16 protein-coding genes and 1 other RNA gene are annotated in these 16943 nt (G+C 63.6%); 6 read left to right on the top strand and 11 right to left on the bottom strand.

All coding sequences use genetic code 11. The features are described 5' to 3' along the window. Positions 1-4 precede the first annotated feature (4 nt). Positions 5-1627, bottom strand: a complete 1623-nt coding sequence (gene nusA, locus ASG03_RS05820) for a transcription termination factor NusA (protein ID WP_062692803.1) — start codon at positions 1625-1627, stop codon at positions 5-7. A gap of 82 nt (positions 1628-1709) precedes the next feature. Further along, positions 1710-2345 (bottom strand): ribosome maturation factor RimP, encoded by a 636-nt coding sequence (rimP, locus tag ASG03_RS05815; RefSeq protein WP_062471098.1) that lies wholly within the window; start codon positions 2343-2345, stop codon positions 1710-1712. A gap of 350 nt (positions 2346-2695) precedes the next feature. Here rimP and ASG03_RS05810 point away from each other — a divergent pair, with 350 nt between their 5' ends. Then, on the top strand, positions 2696-4327 hold the full coding sequence (locus tag ASG03_RS05810; protein ID WP_062692800.1) for an MFS transporter: 1632 nt from the start codon (positions 2696-2698) through the stop codon (positions 4325-4327). Positions 4328-4336: 9 nt separating this feature from the next. Here the strand turns inward: ASG03_RS05810 and ASG03_RS05805 are convergent, their stop codons facing one another. Further along, the gene (locus ASG03_RS05805; protein ID WP_062692798.1) at positions 4337-5605 is read right to left on the bottom strand and encodes a lytic murein transglycosylase; all 1269 of its coding nucleotides are present in this window, start codon (positions 5603-5605) and stop codon (positions 4337-4339) included. A gap of 1 nt (position 5606) precedes the next feature. Next, on the bottom strand, positions 5607-6212 hold the full coding sequence (recR, locus tag ASG03_RS05800; protein ID WP_062471090.1) for a recombination mediator RecR: 606 nt from the start codon (positions 6210-6212) through the stop codon (positions 5607-5609). Between the two features lie 89 nt (positions 6213-6301). Here recR and ASG03_RS05795 point away from each other — a divergent pair, with 89 nt between their 5' ends. Continuing rightward, positions 6302-6922, top strand: a complete 621-nt coding sequence (locus ASG03_RS05795; RefSeq protein WP_062692796.1) for an MOSC domain-containing protein — start codon at positions 6302-6304, stop codon at positions 6920-6922. A gap of 81 nt (positions 6923-7003) precedes the next feature. Further along, on the top strand, positions 7004-7879 hold the full coding sequence (locus ASG03_RS05790) for a DUF2865 domain-containing protein (RefSeq protein WP_062692793.1): 876 nt from the start codon (positions 7004-7006) through the stop codon (positions 7877-7879). A gap of 11 nt (positions 7880-7890) precedes the next feature. Here ASG03_RS05790 and ASG03_RS05785 read toward each other — a convergent pair whose 3' ends face one another. The 3 genes from ASG03_RS05785 to ffs form a co-directional block, all read right to left on the bottom strand. After that, complete coding sequence (locus ASG03_RS05785) at positions 7891-8214, bottom strand: YbaB/EbfC family nucleoid-associated protein (protein WP_062692791.1); 324 nt, start codon at positions 8212-8214, stop codon at positions 7891-7893. A 34-nt stretch (positions 8215-8248) separates the two neighbouring features. Next, positions 8249-10198, bottom strand: coding sequence for a DNA polymerase III subunit gamma/tau (locus ASG03_RS05780; RefSeq protein WP_062692789.1), 1950 nt, complete (start codon positions 10196-10198; stop codon positions 8249-8251). A 117-nt stretch (positions 10199-10315) separates the two neighbouring features. Beyond that, positions 10316-10412, bottom strand: an RNA gene (ffs, locus tag ASG03_RS05775) — signal recognition particle sRNA small type. A 176-nt stretch (positions 10413-10588) separates the two neighbouring features. On the opposite strand from ffs, the gene ASG03_RS05770 reads away from it, so the two are divergent. Together ASG03_RS05770 and nudC are read left to right on the top strand one after the other, a co-directional pair. Next, complete coding sequence (locus ASG03_RS05770) at positions 10589-10996, top strand: HIT domain-containing protein (protein WP_062471076.1); 408 nt, start codon at positions 10589-10591, stop codon at positions 10994-10996. Continuing rightward, a complete protein-coding gene (gene nudC / locus ASG03_RS05765; protein ID WP_062692786.1) occupies positions 10993-11961 on the top strand; it encodes an NAD(+) diphosphatase in 969 nt (322 codons plus the stop codon). The genes ASG03_RS05770 and nudC overlap by 4 nt, the downstream gene beginning before the upstream one ends. Before the next feature lie 77 nt (positions 11962-12038). On the opposite strand, the gene ASG03_RS05760 is transcribed toward nudC, so the two are convergent. The 3 genes from ASG03_RS05760 to ASG03_RS05750 form a co-directional block, all read right to left on the bottom strand. Then, the gene (locus ASG03_RS05760; RefSeq protein WP_062692784.1) at positions 12039-13100 is read right to left on the bottom strand and encodes a porin; all 1062 of its coding nucleotides are present in this window, start codon (positions 13098-13100) and stop codon (positions 12039-12041) included. Positions 13101-13274: 174 nt separating this feature from the next. Then, complete coding sequence (locus ASG03_RS05755; RefSeq protein WP_062471065.1) at positions 13275-14129, bottom strand: prephenate dehydratase; 855 nt, start codon at positions 14127-14129, stop codon at positions 13275-13277. Beyond that, positions 14126-14890: a 3-deoxy-manno-octulosonate cytidylyltransferase gene (locus ASG03_RS05750; protein ID WP_062692781.1), complete on the bottom strand. Its 765-nt coding sequence runs from the start codon at positions 14888-14890 to the stop codon at positions 14126-14128. The genes ASG03_RS05755 and ASG03_RS05750 overlap by 4 nt, the downstream gene beginning before the upstream one ends. Before the next feature lie 180 nt (positions 14891-15070). Here ASG03_RS05750 and ASG03_RS05745 point away from each other — a divergent pair, with 180 nt between their 5' ends. Continuing rightward, positions 15071-15760, top strand: a complete 690-nt coding sequence (locus ASG03_RS05745; RefSeq protein WP_062692779.1) for a c-type cytochrome — start codon at positions 15071-15073, stop codon at positions 15758-15760. Between the two features lie 144 nt (positions 15761-15904). On the opposite strand, the gene ASG03_RS05740 is transcribed toward ASG03_RS05745, so the two are convergent. Then, positions 15905-16849, bottom strand: coding sequence for an AEC family transporter (locus ASG03_RS05740; protein WP_062692777.1), 945 nt, complete (start codon positions 16847-16849; stop codon positions 15905-15907). Positions 16850-16943: the final 94 nt, after the last annotated feature.

Raw genomic sequence — 16943 nt, 5'->3', positions numbered from 1 at the left:
AGGATCAGGACGCGGCTTCCGCCTCGTCCTCCTCGCTACCTTCCGTTATTTGGAGTGCCTCGGTCTCGCGTGCAAGGTCTTCCTCCGTAATCCAGCCCGCAGCAAGGCGTGCTTCGAGGATCATGGTTTCCGCTTCGGTGCGCGAAACTTCGAGCTTCGAGAACAGGCCCTCGAAACGCTTGGTCTCGCCATCCTTGCGCTCCGACCAGCCGACGAGGTCGTCGGCGGCGCAGCCTGCGAAATCTTCCATCGTCTTGATGCCGTCCTGACCCAGGGCCACGAGCATCTGACCGGTCATGCCGTTGATGGAGCGCAGTTCGTCGGCAACGCCGAGTTCCTTGCGCTTTTCATCCATCTCGGCTTCCAGCCTGTCGAGATATTCGCGGGCACGTGTCTGGATCTCGCTCGCGGTCTCCTCGTCGAAGCCTTCGATGGAGGCAATCTCGTCGAGTTCTACGAAGGCGAGCTCCTCGACCTGGGCAAAGCCCTCGGACGCCAGAACCTGGCCGACCATCTCGTCCACGTCGAGCGCTTCCATGAAGAGGTTCGTGCGCTCGTTGAATTCCTTCTGGCGACGCTCGGACTCTTCGGCTTCGGTCATGATGTCGATGTCCCAGCCGGTCAGCTGCGACGCGAGACGGACGTTCTGGCCACGACGACCGATCGCGAGCGACAGCTGCTCGTCGGGCACGACGACCTCGATGCGCTCGGCATCTTCGTCAAGCACGACCTTGGCCACTTCGGCCGGCTGCAGGGCGTTGACGATGAAGGATGCGGGATCCTGGCTCCACGGAATGATATCGATCTTTTCGCCCTGGAGCTCGCCGACGACAGCCTGGACGCGGCTTCCGCGCATGCCGACGCAGGCGCCGACCGGATCGATCGACGAGTCGTTGGAAATGACGGCGATCTTGGCGCGCGAACCGGGGTCACGGGCGACCGAGCGGATCTGGATGATGCCGTCGTAGATTTCGGGCACTTCCATGGTGAAGAGCTTGACCATGAACTGCGGATGCGTGCGCGACAGGAAGATCTGCGGACCGCGCTGTTCGCGACGAACGTCGTAGACATAAGAGCGGACCCGGTCGCCATAGCGCATGTTCTCGCGCGGGATCATCTCGTCGCGGCGGATGATGCCTTCGCCGCGGCCGAGGTCCACGACCACATTGCCGTATTCGACGCGCTTGACCGTGCCGTTGACGATCTCGCCGATGCGGTCCTTGTATTCGTCGAACTGGCGGTCACGCTCCGCTTCGCGGACCTTCTGGACGATGACCTGCTTGGCGGACTGGGCAGCGATGCGGCCGAAATCCATCGGCGGCAGCGGGTCGGCAATGAAGTCGCCGAGCTTTGCATCCGGGTTGCGGTCGCGCGCCAGTTCCAGGGGAATCTGCGTGCCGTAGTCTTCGGCAACCTCGACAACTTCCAGGAGACGCTGAAGGCGGATTTCGCCGGTCTTGGAGTTGATGTCGGCGCGGATGTTGCTTTCCGAACCGTAGCGGGAGCGTGCCGCCTTCTGGATCGCATCGGCCATGGCGGCCAGCACGATTTCGCGGTCGATCACCTTTTCGCGCGCGACGGCATCCGCGATCTGCAGAAGTTCGAGCCGGTTAGCACTGACTGCCATGGGGTATGTCTCCGTAGGTCGAATAGTCCGGGTGGTGCCTCTCGGGCCGGGCTTCGAAGCTGAAGCGCCGGCCGGGCGCTTGTCATTGCTGCGAAGGGGTCTCGTCGTCGCCGTCGATGTCTTCGAAATTCTCGTTGGCCGCTTCGCGTGCAGCCTTGGCCTTCTTGTCGGCGGTCAGTGCATCGCGGATCAGGTCGTCCGTCAGGATCAGCTTGGCTTCTGCCAGCGCGGAGAACGGCACCGTGACCATCGGCGCCTCGTCCGGACCCGGCTGGTCGCGCTCGATCGTGAAGCCGTCCGCGTCCGCGCTCCGAATGACGCCGCGGAAGCGCTTGCGGCTTTCGACCAGAACCGAAGTCTCGCATTTCACGAGATGGCCGGTCCAGCGGACGAAATCGCCCTTGCGCACCATCGGCCGGTCGATGCCCGGCGAAGACACTTCCAGATGATACGCCTTGCCGATCGGATCGTCCACGTCTAGCACCGGCGAGATCGCGGTGGAGACGGTTTCGCAATCCTCGACCGTCATCGTGCCGTCGGTCCGTTCCGCCATGATCTGCAGCGTTGCACCATTCTGGGCCGAAAGCCTGACGCGTACCAGCTGGTAGCCCATCGGGATCAGCACGGGTTCGATAATGTCGGCCACGCGACGATCGATCCCGGTCTCGGTGATCAGGCGCGGTTCCTGCTGCATTTCTGCCGTGTCGATGTCGGACAAGCACTGTCTCCCGTCATGCAAGGTCTGTCATGATGGTAATAAAAAAGAGCGGGTCCTGACGGGCCCACTCTTCATCAACCGATCAAGAATTTGAGCGTCATATACGCTGCATCCGCCGCAATTGCAAGCGCCGCGCGGGATGTGACCCTTGCGCGGTCCCCGAGCGACCCGCGAGCGTCCCTTGGGCGAAATCGGCGCGCTGCCGCGGGTTGCCGCAGCAGGTGTCCGGGCTACATTGCGTCAAGAGGACATCAGACATCCTGAAAAGGCCGCCGCCCGCATCACGGTCGTGCCGCCATGGCATATCGGCGGTCTCGTCAAGGTGGCTGCGCATAAACGAGGAGACGGCCGTGCCGGATCGATCATCGCCCTTGGCGCCATTCCGCCACGAGACCTTCCGCATCATCTGGATCGCCAGCCTTGCCTCGAACTTTGGCGGCTTGATCCAGTCCGTCGGCGCCGCCTGGATGATGACGTCCATCTCGACGTCGGTGAACATGGTTGCACTGGTGCAGGCGTCGGTCACGCTGCCGATCATGCTGTTCTCGCTGATCTCGGGCGCGCTGGCGGACAGTTTCGACCGGCGGCGGATCATGTTGGTCGCGCAGCTCTTCATGCTGGTCGTATCGGCGCTGCTGACGGCGTTCGCCTGGTTCGGTCTGATCACGCCCTGGCTACTGCTGACGTTCACCTTTCTGATCGGCTGCGGAACGGCGCTGAACAACCCGGCCTGGCAGGCCTCCGTTGGCGATATCGTCCCGCGCGAGGATCTGCCGGGAGCCGTGTCGCTGAACAGCATGGGCTTCAACATGACGCGCAGCGTCGGCCCGGCCATCGGGGGCGTCATCGTGGCGGCAGCCGGCGCAGCGGCGGCATTCGCGGTGAACACGCTCACCTATTTCGCGCTGATCTATGCGCTGTTGCGCTGGAAACGGACGCCGGCGCTCAACGCCCTGCCGCGCGAGCCCCTGGCACGGGCCGTCGGGGCAGGGCTGCGATATGTCGCGATGTCGCCGAACATCCTGAAGGTCATGCTGCGCGGCTTCCTCTTCGGCCTGTCGGCGAGCGCGATCCTGGCCCTTCTGCCGCTGGTTGCGCGCGATCTCGTGGCCGGCGGACCGCTGACCTACGGCGTCCTCCTCGGCGCCTTCGGAATCGGTGCGATCGGCGGTGCGCTGCTGAGCGCCCGGCTGCGCGAGCGTCTGGCCGGCGAAGCCGTCGTGCGCATTGCCTTCGTCGGCTTCGGGCTGTCCGCCGTCATCGCCGCCGTCAGTCGGTCGGAAGTCCTCACAAGCCTTGCCATGCTTCTATCGGGTGCCGGCTGGGTGTTGGCCCTGTCGCTGTTCAACACGACCGTACAGCTGTCCACGCCGCGCTGGGTGGTGGCGCGGGCTCTTTCGCTCTACCAGACGACCACGTTCGGCGGCATGGCGCTTGGCAGCTGGGTCTGGGGCCTGGCCGCGGAAAACTACGGTCCTGCAACGGCCCTTGTCGGCTCGGCAGCCGTCATGCTGGTCGGTGCAGCCGTCGGCCTGCGGTTTGCCTTGCCGGAATTCAAGGCGCTCAATCTCGATCCCCTGGGCAGTTTCACCGAACCAATGCTCAAGCTCGATCTGAAACCGAGAAGCGGGCCGATCGTCGTGATGATCGACTACGAGATCGATCCTGCGGACGTCGAGGCGTTCTTGTCGATCATGACCGAACGTCGCCGTGTCCGGATCCGCGACGGTGCCGGCCAGTGGACACTGATGCGCGACCTCGAGCGACCGGAGATCTGGACCGAGACCTACCATGTGCCGACCTGGGTCGAGTATGTCCGCCACAATCAGCGGCGCACCAAGGACGATGCGGCAATCTACGAGCAGCTCCGCGCGCTCCATTGTGGCGAAACGGCCCCTTACGTGCATCGCATGATCGAGCGGCAGACGATCCTGCCGCACGAATACGAACAGTTCAAGCGGCCGGTCGACATCGGTCACTGAGGCGATGGTCTACCGCAGCTTGGCCTTGAGACCGGCGTCTGGGAAGCATGTCGCTGCAAGCCCGTTTTTCTCCTGCCACTGGCCGAGCGAGCGCCTTGTCTTGTAGCCGGCCAGCCCATCGGCCTTGCCGATGTCGTAACCCTGGGCTTCGAGCCGTTTCTGCATGGTCAGGACATCGGAGCGCAGCATCTTTCCGACGTCGCCCCAGCTACCCTCGAACGCACCGCCATTCGCGCCGATCCGGTCGGCGAGATTGCCGATGAAGAGCGCATAGAGATCGGAATTGTTGTATTCCTTGATGACGTAGAAATTCGGCGTCACCAGGAATTCCGGGCCATGGCGACCGGCCGGCACCAGCATCATGCCACTCTCCTTCGCGTCACTGCGTGGAAAGGCCTTGCCGGAAACACGGGCGATCCCGGATGCGGCCCATTGCCCGAACGGCTTTGCAAGATCCGGCCCCTCCTGCGCGCAGGAAACGGTCCGCGGGATCGACACTTCGAAGCCCCAGTCACGACCGCGCTGCCAGCCTTTTTCGGACAGGTAATGCGCGATGGAGCCAAGGACGTCCGGCACAGAATTCCAGATGTCACGCCGCCCGTCGCCATCGAAATCGACGGCATAGGAGAGGAAGCTCGAGGGAAGGAACTGCGGCTGGCCCATGGCACCCGCCCAGGATCCGCGCATGTCGGCCTCGGCGACGTCGCCGCTGGCCAAGATATGCAGGGCCGAGACGAGCTCGCGGGTGAAGAGTTCACTGCGCGTGGACATGAAGGCCTTGGTCGCAAGCACATCGAGCACGGGATGGGGGATCTTCGCCCGCCCGAAGCCCGACTCGCGGCCCCAGATCGCCAGCACGATCGGGCCGGGCACGCCATAGGTCTTCTCGATCCGCCGCAGCGTCGCGGCGTGCGTCGAGGCGAGGCTCCGACCGGTTGCGGCGAGGCCCTGCAGGCGCTTTTCCGAGAAATAGGCGCCGGGAGAAGCGAACTCCGCCTGGCTCTGTTTCTGGTCGCCTGGCGGTTTTGCGCCCGGCGGCACTAGGTCCGGGAGGTCCCAGTCGAGCTTCACATCGGCAAACGCCGTGTCGAACTCGTTCCTGGTAACGCCGCCCTTCTGAGCTTGCGGCCAGAGATCGGTCTGCAGCCAGCGCCGGAACTGCGCTTCGGTCTCGGCCTTCGAAGCGGCCAGCGCCGGAATGGCTGTGCACGCGCAGACGAGAGCCGCGAGGCCGAGGCGATGGAAATGGCGAAGGCCGGGAAGTCGGGGGAATGTCATGTCAGATTGCCGTCCTCGCCCGCAGAGCCGCGGTCAGTGTGCCGTCGTCGAGATAGTCAAGCTCGCCTCCGACGGGGACGCCGTGGGCAAGCCGGGTGATGCGGACGTCCAGCCCGTCGAGCTGGTCGGTGATGTAATGCGCTGTCGTCTGGCCCTCGACGGTTGCGTTCACGGCGATGATCAGCTCGCGCACCTCGCCCTTGACGACGCGATCGACCAGTCCACGGATGTTCAGGTCGTCGGGGCCGACGCCATCGAGCGGCGACAGCGTGCCGCCGAGCACATGATAGGCCGTGTTCATCGCACCCGTGCGCTCCAGTGCCCAGAGATCGGCCACGTCTTCGACCACGATGATGCAGCTATGGTCGCGCCGTGCATCCGTGCAGACGCTACAAGGGTCGCTCGTATCCACATTGCCGCAGCAGGAGCAGATGCGGACCTTCCGATGCGCCTCGCTCATCGCATCGGCGAGCGGCCCAAGCAGCTGGTCTTTCTTCTTGACGAGATGGAGAGCCGCGCGACGGGCCGAGCGGGGGCCGAGCCCTGGTACCTTCGCCAGAAGCTGGATGAGTTTTTCGATTTCGGGGCCGGTGACTCGCTTTGCCATGAGGCGCGTTCTATCCCATATGCGGGTGGAGTGAAAATGCTTTGCACCGCGCAGGTATGATCGGCGACCACGCACGAAAAGGGTAAGCCATGAAGATAGACGCCGTCTGCGTCGGCCATGCCACCGTCATCGGCGGCAAGATCGCAAAGACCGGGATCGTCAAGCATCCCCAGGGCGGTGCCGTTATCGTGGATGCCGCGGGGCTGGCGGGCGATGCGGTGTGCAATCGGAAACATCATGGCGGTCCGGATCAGGCCGTCTACGGCCTCGGCTCGCTGGATCTGGACGCCTGGGCAGAGGAACTGGGCCATGCCGTCCCGCCCGGCCTGTTTGGCGAAAATCTCGTTGTCTCGGACGTCGACAGCCGAGCAATCGCGGTCGGCGATCGCTTCGAGACGGACACCGTCACGCTGGAGGTCACCTCCACCCGAATCCCCTGTTCCACGCTCGCACTTCGGTTCAACGATCCGGGATTTGCGCGCAGGTTCCGGAGGGTCGGCCGGCCGGGCTTCTACTGCCGCGTACTGCGTCCGGGCATGATGTGCGCCGGGGAACGCGTCGTCTTTCATGCGTTCCAGGGGCCTCGGATCACGATGCCGGAGATGCTTGCCACCGCGGTCAAGACGCTTTCCGACGCAGAGCGCGCGCGTTACCGGGCGGCCCCGATCAGCGAGCGGGTTCGTGCGCAGCTTGAAGCGCTCCAGCCTTAACCATTCCTTAAGGAACCGCTTCGCGACGCCGTCGGGCTCCGTTATGTCCTTCGCGACCAAGGCAGCTGACGGGAGCGTGCAATGACGTGGGCGAGCAGGATCAGACGGCAAGCGGGATATCTGGCGCTGGTTCTCCTCGCCGCGGTTCCCGCGAGCCACAGCCTTGCCCGAACCTGCGCGCCCTCCGGCGTCGAGGCGGCCCGCCTCCAGCGTCAGATTGCCACGAACAGGACGATGGCGCAGAAGCATGGTTGCGATCTCGAAAACGGCGGCTTTGTCTGCCGGGAGGTGGCTGGCCGTATCGCACAGGCCCGAGCGGCGCTTTCGGCCTTGCCATCCACCTGCAAGGCCGATGGTCGCGCGACCCACGCGGCGATCTCGCCGAAACGCATCATCCGGCAGCTTGCCAAGGCCGAGGCGTCCACTGCCCGCCCGGCGCTCTCCGCGGCGACACGCGCGGCCACGTTCTGCGTTCGTCTTTCGGACGGCTATTACTTCCCGACGCCCAATTCCGGATTCAGCCCTCGTCGCGCCTCGGCCGAACGGCTTGCGGCACAGTGCAGGGCCATCTGCACCACGGCGAACATGGATGTCTTCCAGCAGCCGAATGGGAATGGCGAGCCGATGGACATGGTCTCGCTCTCGACCGGGAGACGCTATCGGGATCTCGATGTGGCAGGTCTTTACCGAAAGGCCGAACAGGCGAAAACCTGCGATGCGAGCCGCATCTTTTCTGCCGACTTTCGACCCATGTCCGCCGCAAGCATGCCTGCGACAGCGCCCCAGACCGGCTCCGAAGCAGCGCCAGATCGGGGGCCGACCGTTCTCGCGACGCTGGAAGGAAGGCCGGACAGAGGACTGTTCTCCGACGTCGGCCTGCGTGGTACGCGAACGGATATTCCAAGGTTTCCGCGCAAGGTCCGCATGGTCGGGCCTGCATTCCTGCCGGACCTCTGACCCGGCAGCCCTCAGAAAGGCAGCTTCATTCCGGGCGGAATCGGCAGGCCGGCGGTCAGTTCGCGCGTCTTTTCCGCCGTGATCGCCTCCGCCTTGTCCTTGCCGTCCTTGTGCGCGGCGACAATCAGATCCTCGAGGATCTCGACCTCGTCTTCCTTAAACAGGGACGGATCGATCTTGATGCTCTTCAAGGCGCCCTTTCCATCGAGCCGGACGGTGACGAGGCCCCCTCCGGAGGTGCCGTCCACTTCGAGAAGGGCGATTTCCTCCTGAAGCTTCTCCATCTTGGCCTGCATTTCCTTGACCTTGCCCATCATGCCCATGATATCGCGCATCGTCCGTCGTCTCCTCTTCTCATATCCGGTTGGATCAGTGTTCTATGTCGTCACCGGGAAGAATGTCGCCCTCTTCGGACTCGGCCACCGCAACAATCTCCGGCGTCTCGTCCCGTTCGACCTCCGATACCTTGATGCGGACATCGACCATCTTGGCGCCGGGGAAGCGGGCGAGGATGGCTGCGACGTCCGGATCCTGACGCGCATCGTTGAAGCGTTCTTCCTTCGCGGCCGCTTCGGTTTCCACCATGGTCGGCAGACCGGGCTCGCGGCTCACCGTCACCATCCAGCGGATGCCGGTCCACTCCTCCAGCCGCCGCTGCAAGTCGGTCACCAGCGTTTTCGGCGCGTCATCGGGAACGTTCATTTCCAGCCGGCCCGGTTCGATCCGCACGAGACGCACGAAATTGCGCACCAGCGTCTTCAAGAGGATGTCACGGTTCTTCTGGCAGAGGTCGACGATATCGGCGACCGAGCGCAGGGGAACGACGGGAGCCGCCGGCGCCGGCTCGGGCTTCAGGTCGACCTGACCACGCTCCTGTGCCGCGGGAAGCTCGGCCTCGGGCACCGCACGCAGCATGGCCGCGCCGTTGGCCGTCAATCGCGATGGCGTGACCGGTTCGCCGGAGCGCGCCGTGACACTGCCCTGACCCTGTCCGTAACCCTGCTGGGCAACGGCGGATGCCATCGTACCATTGCCGCTCGCATGGCCGTTCCCGGGCGTACCACCCACGCCCGATCCCGCCCCCCGGGGGGCCGGCCGCGCGGCATCGCTGCCCGACATTTCCAGCAGCCGGCGGGCCGCATCTTCCGGCGAGGGAAGGTGGGCGGCATGCGTCAGCCGGATTAGCACCATTTCGGCGGCACCGGCAGGCCGGGCGGCGTTTTCCGTCTCCGGTATGCCTTTCAGCAGCATCTGCCAGATCCGCGACAAAGTGGAGACGGCGACGGCAGCAGAAAATTCCGCACCGCGAATCCGCTCGACCTCGCTGAGCGACTGGTCGTTGGCGGCCTCCGAGGAAAACTTCAGCTTGGTCACGAGATGCGTAAAATCGGCAAGATCGGTCAGGACGACAGACGGGCTGGCACCGGCCTTGTACTGAAAGGCAAACTCCTCGAGCGCCGCTTTCACGTCGCCGCGCACCACATGGCCGAAGAGGTCGACAATACGGGCGCGATCGGCAAGGCCGAGCATGCTCCGCACCGCATCCGCGGCAACGATTCCGCCGCCATGGGCGATCGCCTGGTCGAGCAGCGAAAGGCCGTCACGGGCCGAGCCTTCCGCAGCGCGCGCGATCATGGCCAGCGCCTCGGCTTCTGCGGTGACGCCTTCCTTGCCGAGAATGGTGGAGAAAAGGCCGACCAGATCGGTCGCCGCGATACGCCGCAGGTCGAACCTCTGGCACCGGGATAGGACGGTGATCGGAACCTTGCGGATTTCGGTCGTCGCGAAGATGAATTTCACGTGCTCAGGCGGCTCTTCGAGCGTTTTCAGCAGTCCGTTGAAGGCCTGCGTCGAGAGCATGTGCACCTCGTCGATGATGTAAACCTTATAGCGCGCGGAAACCGGCCGATAGCGCACCTGCTCGATGATCTCGCGGATATCGTCGATGCCGGTATGGGACGCGGCGTCCATCTCGATCACGTCGACATGGCGCCCTTCCATGATCGCCTGGCAGTGTTCACCCGGCGTGCGAAGATCGATCGTCGGCTTGTCAATGTCGTCGGTCTTGTAGTTCAATGCGCGCGCGAGGATGCGGGCCGTGGTCGTCTTGCCGACGCCGCGGACACCCGTCAGCATGTAGGCCTGCGCGATGCGCCCCGTCTCGAACGCATTGGTCAGCGTCCGGACCATTGGCTCTTGTCCGACCATCAGGTCGGAGAAGTCCTTCGGGCGATATTTCCGCGCAAGAACCCTGTAAGCCGCCGGCTTCTCGACCGGGGCGGTGGCTGCGTCAGGAGATGTCGTGGTGATGTCGGTCATGCGCCCCGCCGCTCGTTCCGTCTGTCCGGACGGTCGGCAAGCTTTAGACGCGGCAGCGAGCTTGCGAACGGGCGGCCATGGTCTGGTGGTTCAGGGACTTCCACGAAGACCCTGAGGGTGGGAGGCTGGCACGATGACCCGTGCCGGGCTCGTTGGGGCTGCTTCCTTCCGGACCTGACCCGGTTGGCGAGTGGCTCGTCCACCACCAACCTCCCGATCTCCATATCGGCAATATCCAAACGGAATGCAAGTCGGCCCTTGGAAGAATCTGGCATCCCTGTCAGAAGAGAAGCCTGTCCAAAGAGAGGCCTTTCCCGAAGCGCTGACCCGTCGTTCAGACAAACGGGCACGGCGGCCGGGAAAGACCGACAGCACAAGCAGGAGGAACCCGTGACCCCGTTCGAACTCGACCCGCGCCTCGCGCGTGACAGCGATCTCGTGTCCCGCCTCGATCTTTGCCAGCTGCGGCTCAGCCGCGATGCGCGCTGGCCCTGGCTGATTCTCATCCCGGAGCGCAACGCTGTCAGCGAAACGTTCGAGCTGTCGCCCGACGAGCAGGCAACGCTTTCGCGCGAAACCAACCGGATTGGGACTGCTTTGAAGCAGGTAACCGGTGCGACCAAGATCAACATCGGCGCACTGGGCAATATCGTTCGACAGCTCCATGTCCATGTCGTTGCCCGCACCGAGGACGATGCGAACTGGCCGGGCCCCATCTGGGGCTTCGGCGTGGCCGAACCTTGGGACGCGGCAAAGCGAGACCACTTCCTGAAGAGCCTGATGGAATCCCTGACATGAGCCACGCGATTTTTGATTTCAAGGGACCGCATCCCGAACCGAGTTCTCTGGTCGCTTTTGCCGGCAATCATCTCGTCCGCGACAGCGAACACCGAGCCGACGATTGCGTGGAGGTGGCGCTGAAGACCGAGGGCGCGCATCTCTTCGCCTTTGCGGAGGGCAAGCTGGTCGTCAAGCACGACGAAAACATCATCGACCCGCTGTTTGCGCCGTACGAGATCGCGGAGCTCGAGCCTGATCTCGAGGCTGCCATCCTTCTGGGAACGCTCCCCTCCGGAGAGCCGCGGATCGCGGTTCCCGTCAACCGGACGGAGGCGACGTTGGAGGAGCCCTTCAAGCTGGCAGATGGCCGCAGCCTCTATCGGCAGGCGATGCTGCCGGACGAATTGCTCGGGCAGTTTGCCCAGGCCGCGAGCCTGATGGCCTGGAATGCCTCCAACCGCTTCTGCGGCAAATGCGGCAGCCCGATGGAGGCCCGGGGCGGCGGATATCGGCGGGTGTGCACGGCCTGCGGCCATCCGGCGTTCCCGCGCACGGATCCCGTCGTCATCATGCTGACGATCGACCTGCAGCGCGACCTCTGCCTGCTCGGCCGCAGCCCGCACTTTCCCGAGGGCATGTATTCCTGTCTTGCTGGCTTTCTGGAGCCCGGCGAGACGATCGAGAATGCCGTGCGGCGCGAGACGATGGAAGAGTCCGGCATTCGAATCGGCCGCGTGCGCTATCACGCTTCCCAGCCCTGGCCGATGCCGCACAGCCTCATGATCGGCTGCTATGCCGAGGCCAAGTCGAGCGAGATCCGGATCGACGATCTCGAGCTTGAAGACTGCCGCTGGTTCACCCGCGAGGAGACCCGTGCCATGCTTGCCCGCAATACGGGCCATGACGTCGACGTCCAGTCGACGCCGCCGAAAGGGGCGATCGCCCACCAGCTGATGCGCGATTGGCTGGATTGGCCGGCCTGACGAAACGCCGAACCGGAAAACGAAAGAACCGGCACGAGGCCGGTTCTTCAAAGCGCAATCGTCGAAGGGACGCCTGATCAGAAGTCGCGCTGGAAGCGGATCGTGCCGCCGACTGCATCGCCATGACCGCGTTCGCCGTCGAATTTGGTGTAGTTGAACTCCGGCTGCACCTTGAAATTGTCGACGATCATATACTCCATGTTAAGGGCGGTCGCGAGCGTGCCATCCTGTTCATAGGCCACCTGACCGTTGACGGAGGTCTTCTCGTTAACCGTGGCGGTGAACCCGCCCCATGCGGCCCAGTCTCCGTTCCACGGGCCATAGTAGTTGCGCCTGCGGGTGTCGCCCGGACCTTTGTCATTGTTCCAGTCGGACTGGTAGCCGGCCATGATGAAGATCTTGAACACGTCGTTAAAGACGATATCGCCGCGAACCTTGCCGCCGAAGGCCTCGGCATCCGGATCGTAGCCGCCGATGATAAACAGGCCGCCCCAGTCTTCCTGAATGCGTGCGCCTGCCAGCGGGTGTGCCGCCTGATAGTCGTCGACCGGCCTGCCGGCAAAGCCGGTATCGTAGGAGCCGCCACCCTCTTCCACGCCGATGAAGGCCGAAAAGCCCTTGTCGCCGCCCCACTGGTAGCTCACCTGGTTCGTCCGGTCGCCGGTATAGTCGATGACGTCGTCATTGATGATGTTGCCGGCCGAATTCAGGAAAAGGTCGTAGCGTGAATCGTTGAAGCCGGCCATGAAGCCGCCGAGCATGATGTAGGCCGAATTGATGTAGGTGGTCGATTCGCCATCGCTCGCTTCCGATCGCATTTCGATGAAGGAGCGGAGCTCGCCGAATTCCGTATCGTTGCGGGCATCCAAGGTCAGCGTTCCCCGGGTAAAGGGCGACCAGTCGAGATCTTCGCCGCTATAGGCACTTTCCCCCAGATTGTTGTCGTTGCGGACATAGCCGCCAATCTTCAGGCATGTTTCCGTGCCTGGAATGTAGAAGAAGCCTTCGCCGAAGGCATCGCAGACACGAACATATTCCATGGCTTCCGGCTCGGCGGCAACGATCGCATCGGCGGCCCGTGCGCCCGCAGTCATGGACAACGCAGCCGTCGAGGCAAGAAGAAGAGTTCTGATAATCATGGTAGGCGTCCCTTGGATGCCGCCTTTTCCGCGGCTGTCAAACGAAAGGCGCGGGCGGCAATGCCGCAAATCAGTCACCTCTCCGCCGTACGCAATCATCTTTGCGTCATGAACACTACCCCGCACCTTGGACATGTTTGTCCGCGCAGAAGGGATTTCGGCAGGGCGCGACTTTTATAACACGCGTCGCATGGGGTGCGCCGGATAGGAGCCGAGGATCCGGACCTTCTCCGAAAAGAACCGAAGTTCCTCCAGCGCCCGCTTGACGTTCGCATCGTCGGGATGCCCGTCGATATCCGCATAGAATTGCGTCGCGATGAACTTTCCGCCAATCTGATAGCTCTCCAGCTTCGTCATGTTGATGCCGTTCGTGGCAAAGCCCCCCAGCGCCTTGTAGAGCGCGGCCGGAATGTTGCGGACGTTGAAGACGAATGTGGTGACGAGATGGTCGCTTGCGGCATCGCGCCGGATCGGCTTTTCGTCGCGTGAGAGCACCACGAAGCGCGTCACGTTGTTTTCCGTGTCCTCGACGTTCTCGGCGACGATATCGAGCTTGTAGAGATCGGCCGCCAGCCGGGGCGCGAGGGCCGCCATCGAGCGGTCCCCCGTTTCCGACACAAGCTTGGCGGCGCCGGCGGTGTCGCCGGCGACGACGGGCTTCCAGCCGTTGGCGCGCACGATCTTGCGGCACTGGCCGAGCGCATGAATGTGGCTGTGCACGGTGCGGATCTCGCTGCGGGAAACACCGGGCAGGACCATCAGCTGGAACCGGATCGGCATGAAATACTCGCCGATGATGTGCAGGCGCGACTCCGGCAACAGATGATGGATGTCGGCGACGCGTCCCGCGATCGTGTTTTCGATCGGGATCATGGCGAGGTCCGCCTCGCCGTTCTCGACGGCCAGAAAGGCATCCTCGAACGTCTGGCAGGGCAGCGGGTCCATCGCCGGGAACATGTCGCGCGATGCCATGTCCGAATTTGCGCCGTAGTCGCCCTGGAACGAGATCCGGTTGGTGACAGGCATCATGACGTAGCTCCGGGACGCGTCGAGAGCATCCGTCGTGCCGCCTCGAGATCGGCAGGCGTATCGACGCCGAGCGGAATGGAGCTCACGATTTCCACGTCGATGCGCATGCCTGCCTCGAGCGCGCGGAGCTGTTCGAGCGATTCGCGCTTTTCCAGCGTCGACGGCGGCAGGGCCACGAAACGTTCCAGAGCAGACCGGCGATACGCGTAAAGGCCGATATGATGGTAGAGCGGTCCTGTACCATGGGGTGCGGTTGCCCGCGTGAAGTAAAGCGCCCGCATGCGGCTGGCAGACAAAGGTGCGCCGACGACCTTCACGACGTTCGGATTGCTCTTCTCCGCTTCGTGCACGATTTCCACCGTCAGTGTCGCGATGTCCACGGCGGGATCTTCCAACGGCCGCAGGGCTGCGCGGATGGTTTCCGGCTCGATCGTCGGCAGATCGCCCTGTACGTTGATGACGGTCTCGATCCGGCCCTCGGGGTCGCAGAGGGTCAGGGCCTCGTAGATCCGGTCAGAGCCGGATTGATGGTCGATGCGCGTCATCACGGCTTCGAAGCCGGCCGCCGTCACGGCATCAAACGTGTCCTGGTGATCGACAGCCACGACGATGCGTCCGGCGTCCGCATCCCGCGCACGAAGCGCGACCTGGACGATCATCGGCAGCCCGCAGATGTCGGCCAGAGGCTTGCCAGGAAGCCGTGTGGAGGCCATCCGCGCCGGGATGAGGACGAGTGTTTTTGCCAAATTGTCGCTTTTCATGCCGAGCCCTTCAAAACACCATCAAAAAGTGCCAGAAGTGGTTCGTCCGGCACGGATATCGCTGTTGCAACGCTTGGTCAAAAGACATAGCTTCCGCACGATTTCAAGGTGCCGTGGCAGATTGTTGAAACCGGCGGCGCGTGCGTATGCCTGGAGCCGGACGCAAGGGGAGGTGTGTTGATGAACTCGCATGTAAATATGGCCGTGGGAGCCTTTCTCGGAACGGTCTTCGTGCTGATGTCCGTATCGATCGCCTCTGAAGGCATTTTTCATTCCGAAGCTCCGGAGAAGCCGGGCTTTGCCATCATTGCCGAGGAGACGGCAGGCGAGGCCGGAGCGGGGGCTGCTGCCGAGACGGAAGTCGACATCAAGCCGCTGCTTGCCAGCGCCGATGCCGGTGCCGGCGAAGCCATCTTCAAGAAGTGTGGCGCCTGTCACACCATCGAAAAGGGTGGGCCGAACAAGGTCGGACCCAACCTCTGGGGCGTGGTGGAGCGACCGATCGCCTCGCATGAAGGCTTTGCCTATTCGGCCGGCATGAAGACCTTTGCCGAAGCCAACAAGACGTGGACATACGATCATCTGAGCTATTTCATCGAGGCGCCGAAGAAGCACGTGCCTGGCACGGCCATGGGATTTGCGGGCGTGAAGAAGCCGGAAGAGCGTGCCAACCTCATCGCCTGGCTTCGCGGTCAGTCCGATGCGCCTGTTGCTCTTCCCGATGCCTCTGCCTCCGCTGCACCTGCAGCCGCGCCGGCTGATGCTGGGGCTCCGGCTGCCCCGGCTGCCCCTTCTGCCCCGGCCCCTGCGACACCCGCAGCCCCGGCCCCTGCGACACCGGCCCCTGCAACACCGGCCCCTGCGAACTAAGTCGCAGAGCGTCATTGATCGACAATTGTCTAAGCCCGGCTCGCGCCGGGCTTTTTGCGTTCTGACAACAGGGTCTGTCGTTGCGCGAACGTACGACCACGAGAAGCCTGGGATGTCGGGCTGCCGAGCGTCAAAGGGCGAGCGTCAGAGCAGAACGTAGGCCCATGCGGAAACGGTGACCACGCCGAGGGCCGTGGTCAGGGTAATGGTCGAGGATGCCAAGCCATGACCCACATTGAAATGGTTCGCGATCAGCCAGGCGTTGACACCTGTGGGGACGGCCGACGTCAGCACCAGCGCGGCCGTCCAGGAGCGTTCGAGGCCGAGCAGATGGCTTGCGCCGAAAACACAGGCGGGCAACACCACGAGTTTGAGCGCGCTGGTGAAGGCGGCAAGGCCGAGATTGCCTGACAGTCCATATTTATCAAGCGCCATTCCGATCGAGATCAGCGCGGCGGGGCCTGCGACAGCCGCCGTCTGGTCGATGGCGATCTTGAGCGGTCCCGACAGCGGGAGATTCAACGTATGCATCAGGGCGCCGCAGGCGAGCCCGATCACAAGCGGGTTGCGCACCAGATTCCGCAGGATGCCGCGAGCCAGGGCCAGCGGACTTTGGGCCGCGCCGCCATTGGTCTTCCGTTCTGCCCGTTCCATCAGGATCGTGCCGGCGATCATCATCACGGGAAGATGCACCGAGATCAGGATCGACAGGGCCACGACACCGGCGTCCCCCACATTGCGCGAGACGAGCGGCAGGCCGATGAAAATGGTGTTGGCGAAGGCCGAAGAGACGCCCGCGAGCACGCCGATGCGGCGGTCGCGCTTGAAGCCGAGGGTGGCGACAAGATGGCCAAGCGTCCAGACGACGGCGACCCCTGAGAAATAGGCGACCCAGAGTGGCCACGGCGAGCCGTCCGTGAAGTCCGCGGTCGCTATGGTGCGAAACAGGAGAACGGGCACGGAAACCTTGAACACGAAGTCGCCGAGGGCATCGCCGACCGCGGGCTTCAGATAGCCCGTTCGCACGATCAGCCAGCCTGCGAAAATGAGGACGAAGAGAGGAAGGACATTGATGAGGACGTCGGACATGAAGCTCTCCGTGCCCCTATCGCATAAACTGCTTCGTGCGCCCTTCGCAACCTTTCCGTTTGCGACGCAATGCCTGCGTAAGTTTCGACTGCCA

The sequence above is a fragment of the Rhizobium sp. Leaf341 genome, from assembly GCF_001424325.1.
Taxonomy (GTDB): domain Bacteria; phylum Pseudomonadota; class Alphaproteobacteria; order Rhizobiales; family Rhizobiaceae; genus Ferranicluibacter.
Note: the sequence above shows the minus strand (reverse complement) of the source record. Positions and strands in the feature narration are given on the sequence as shown.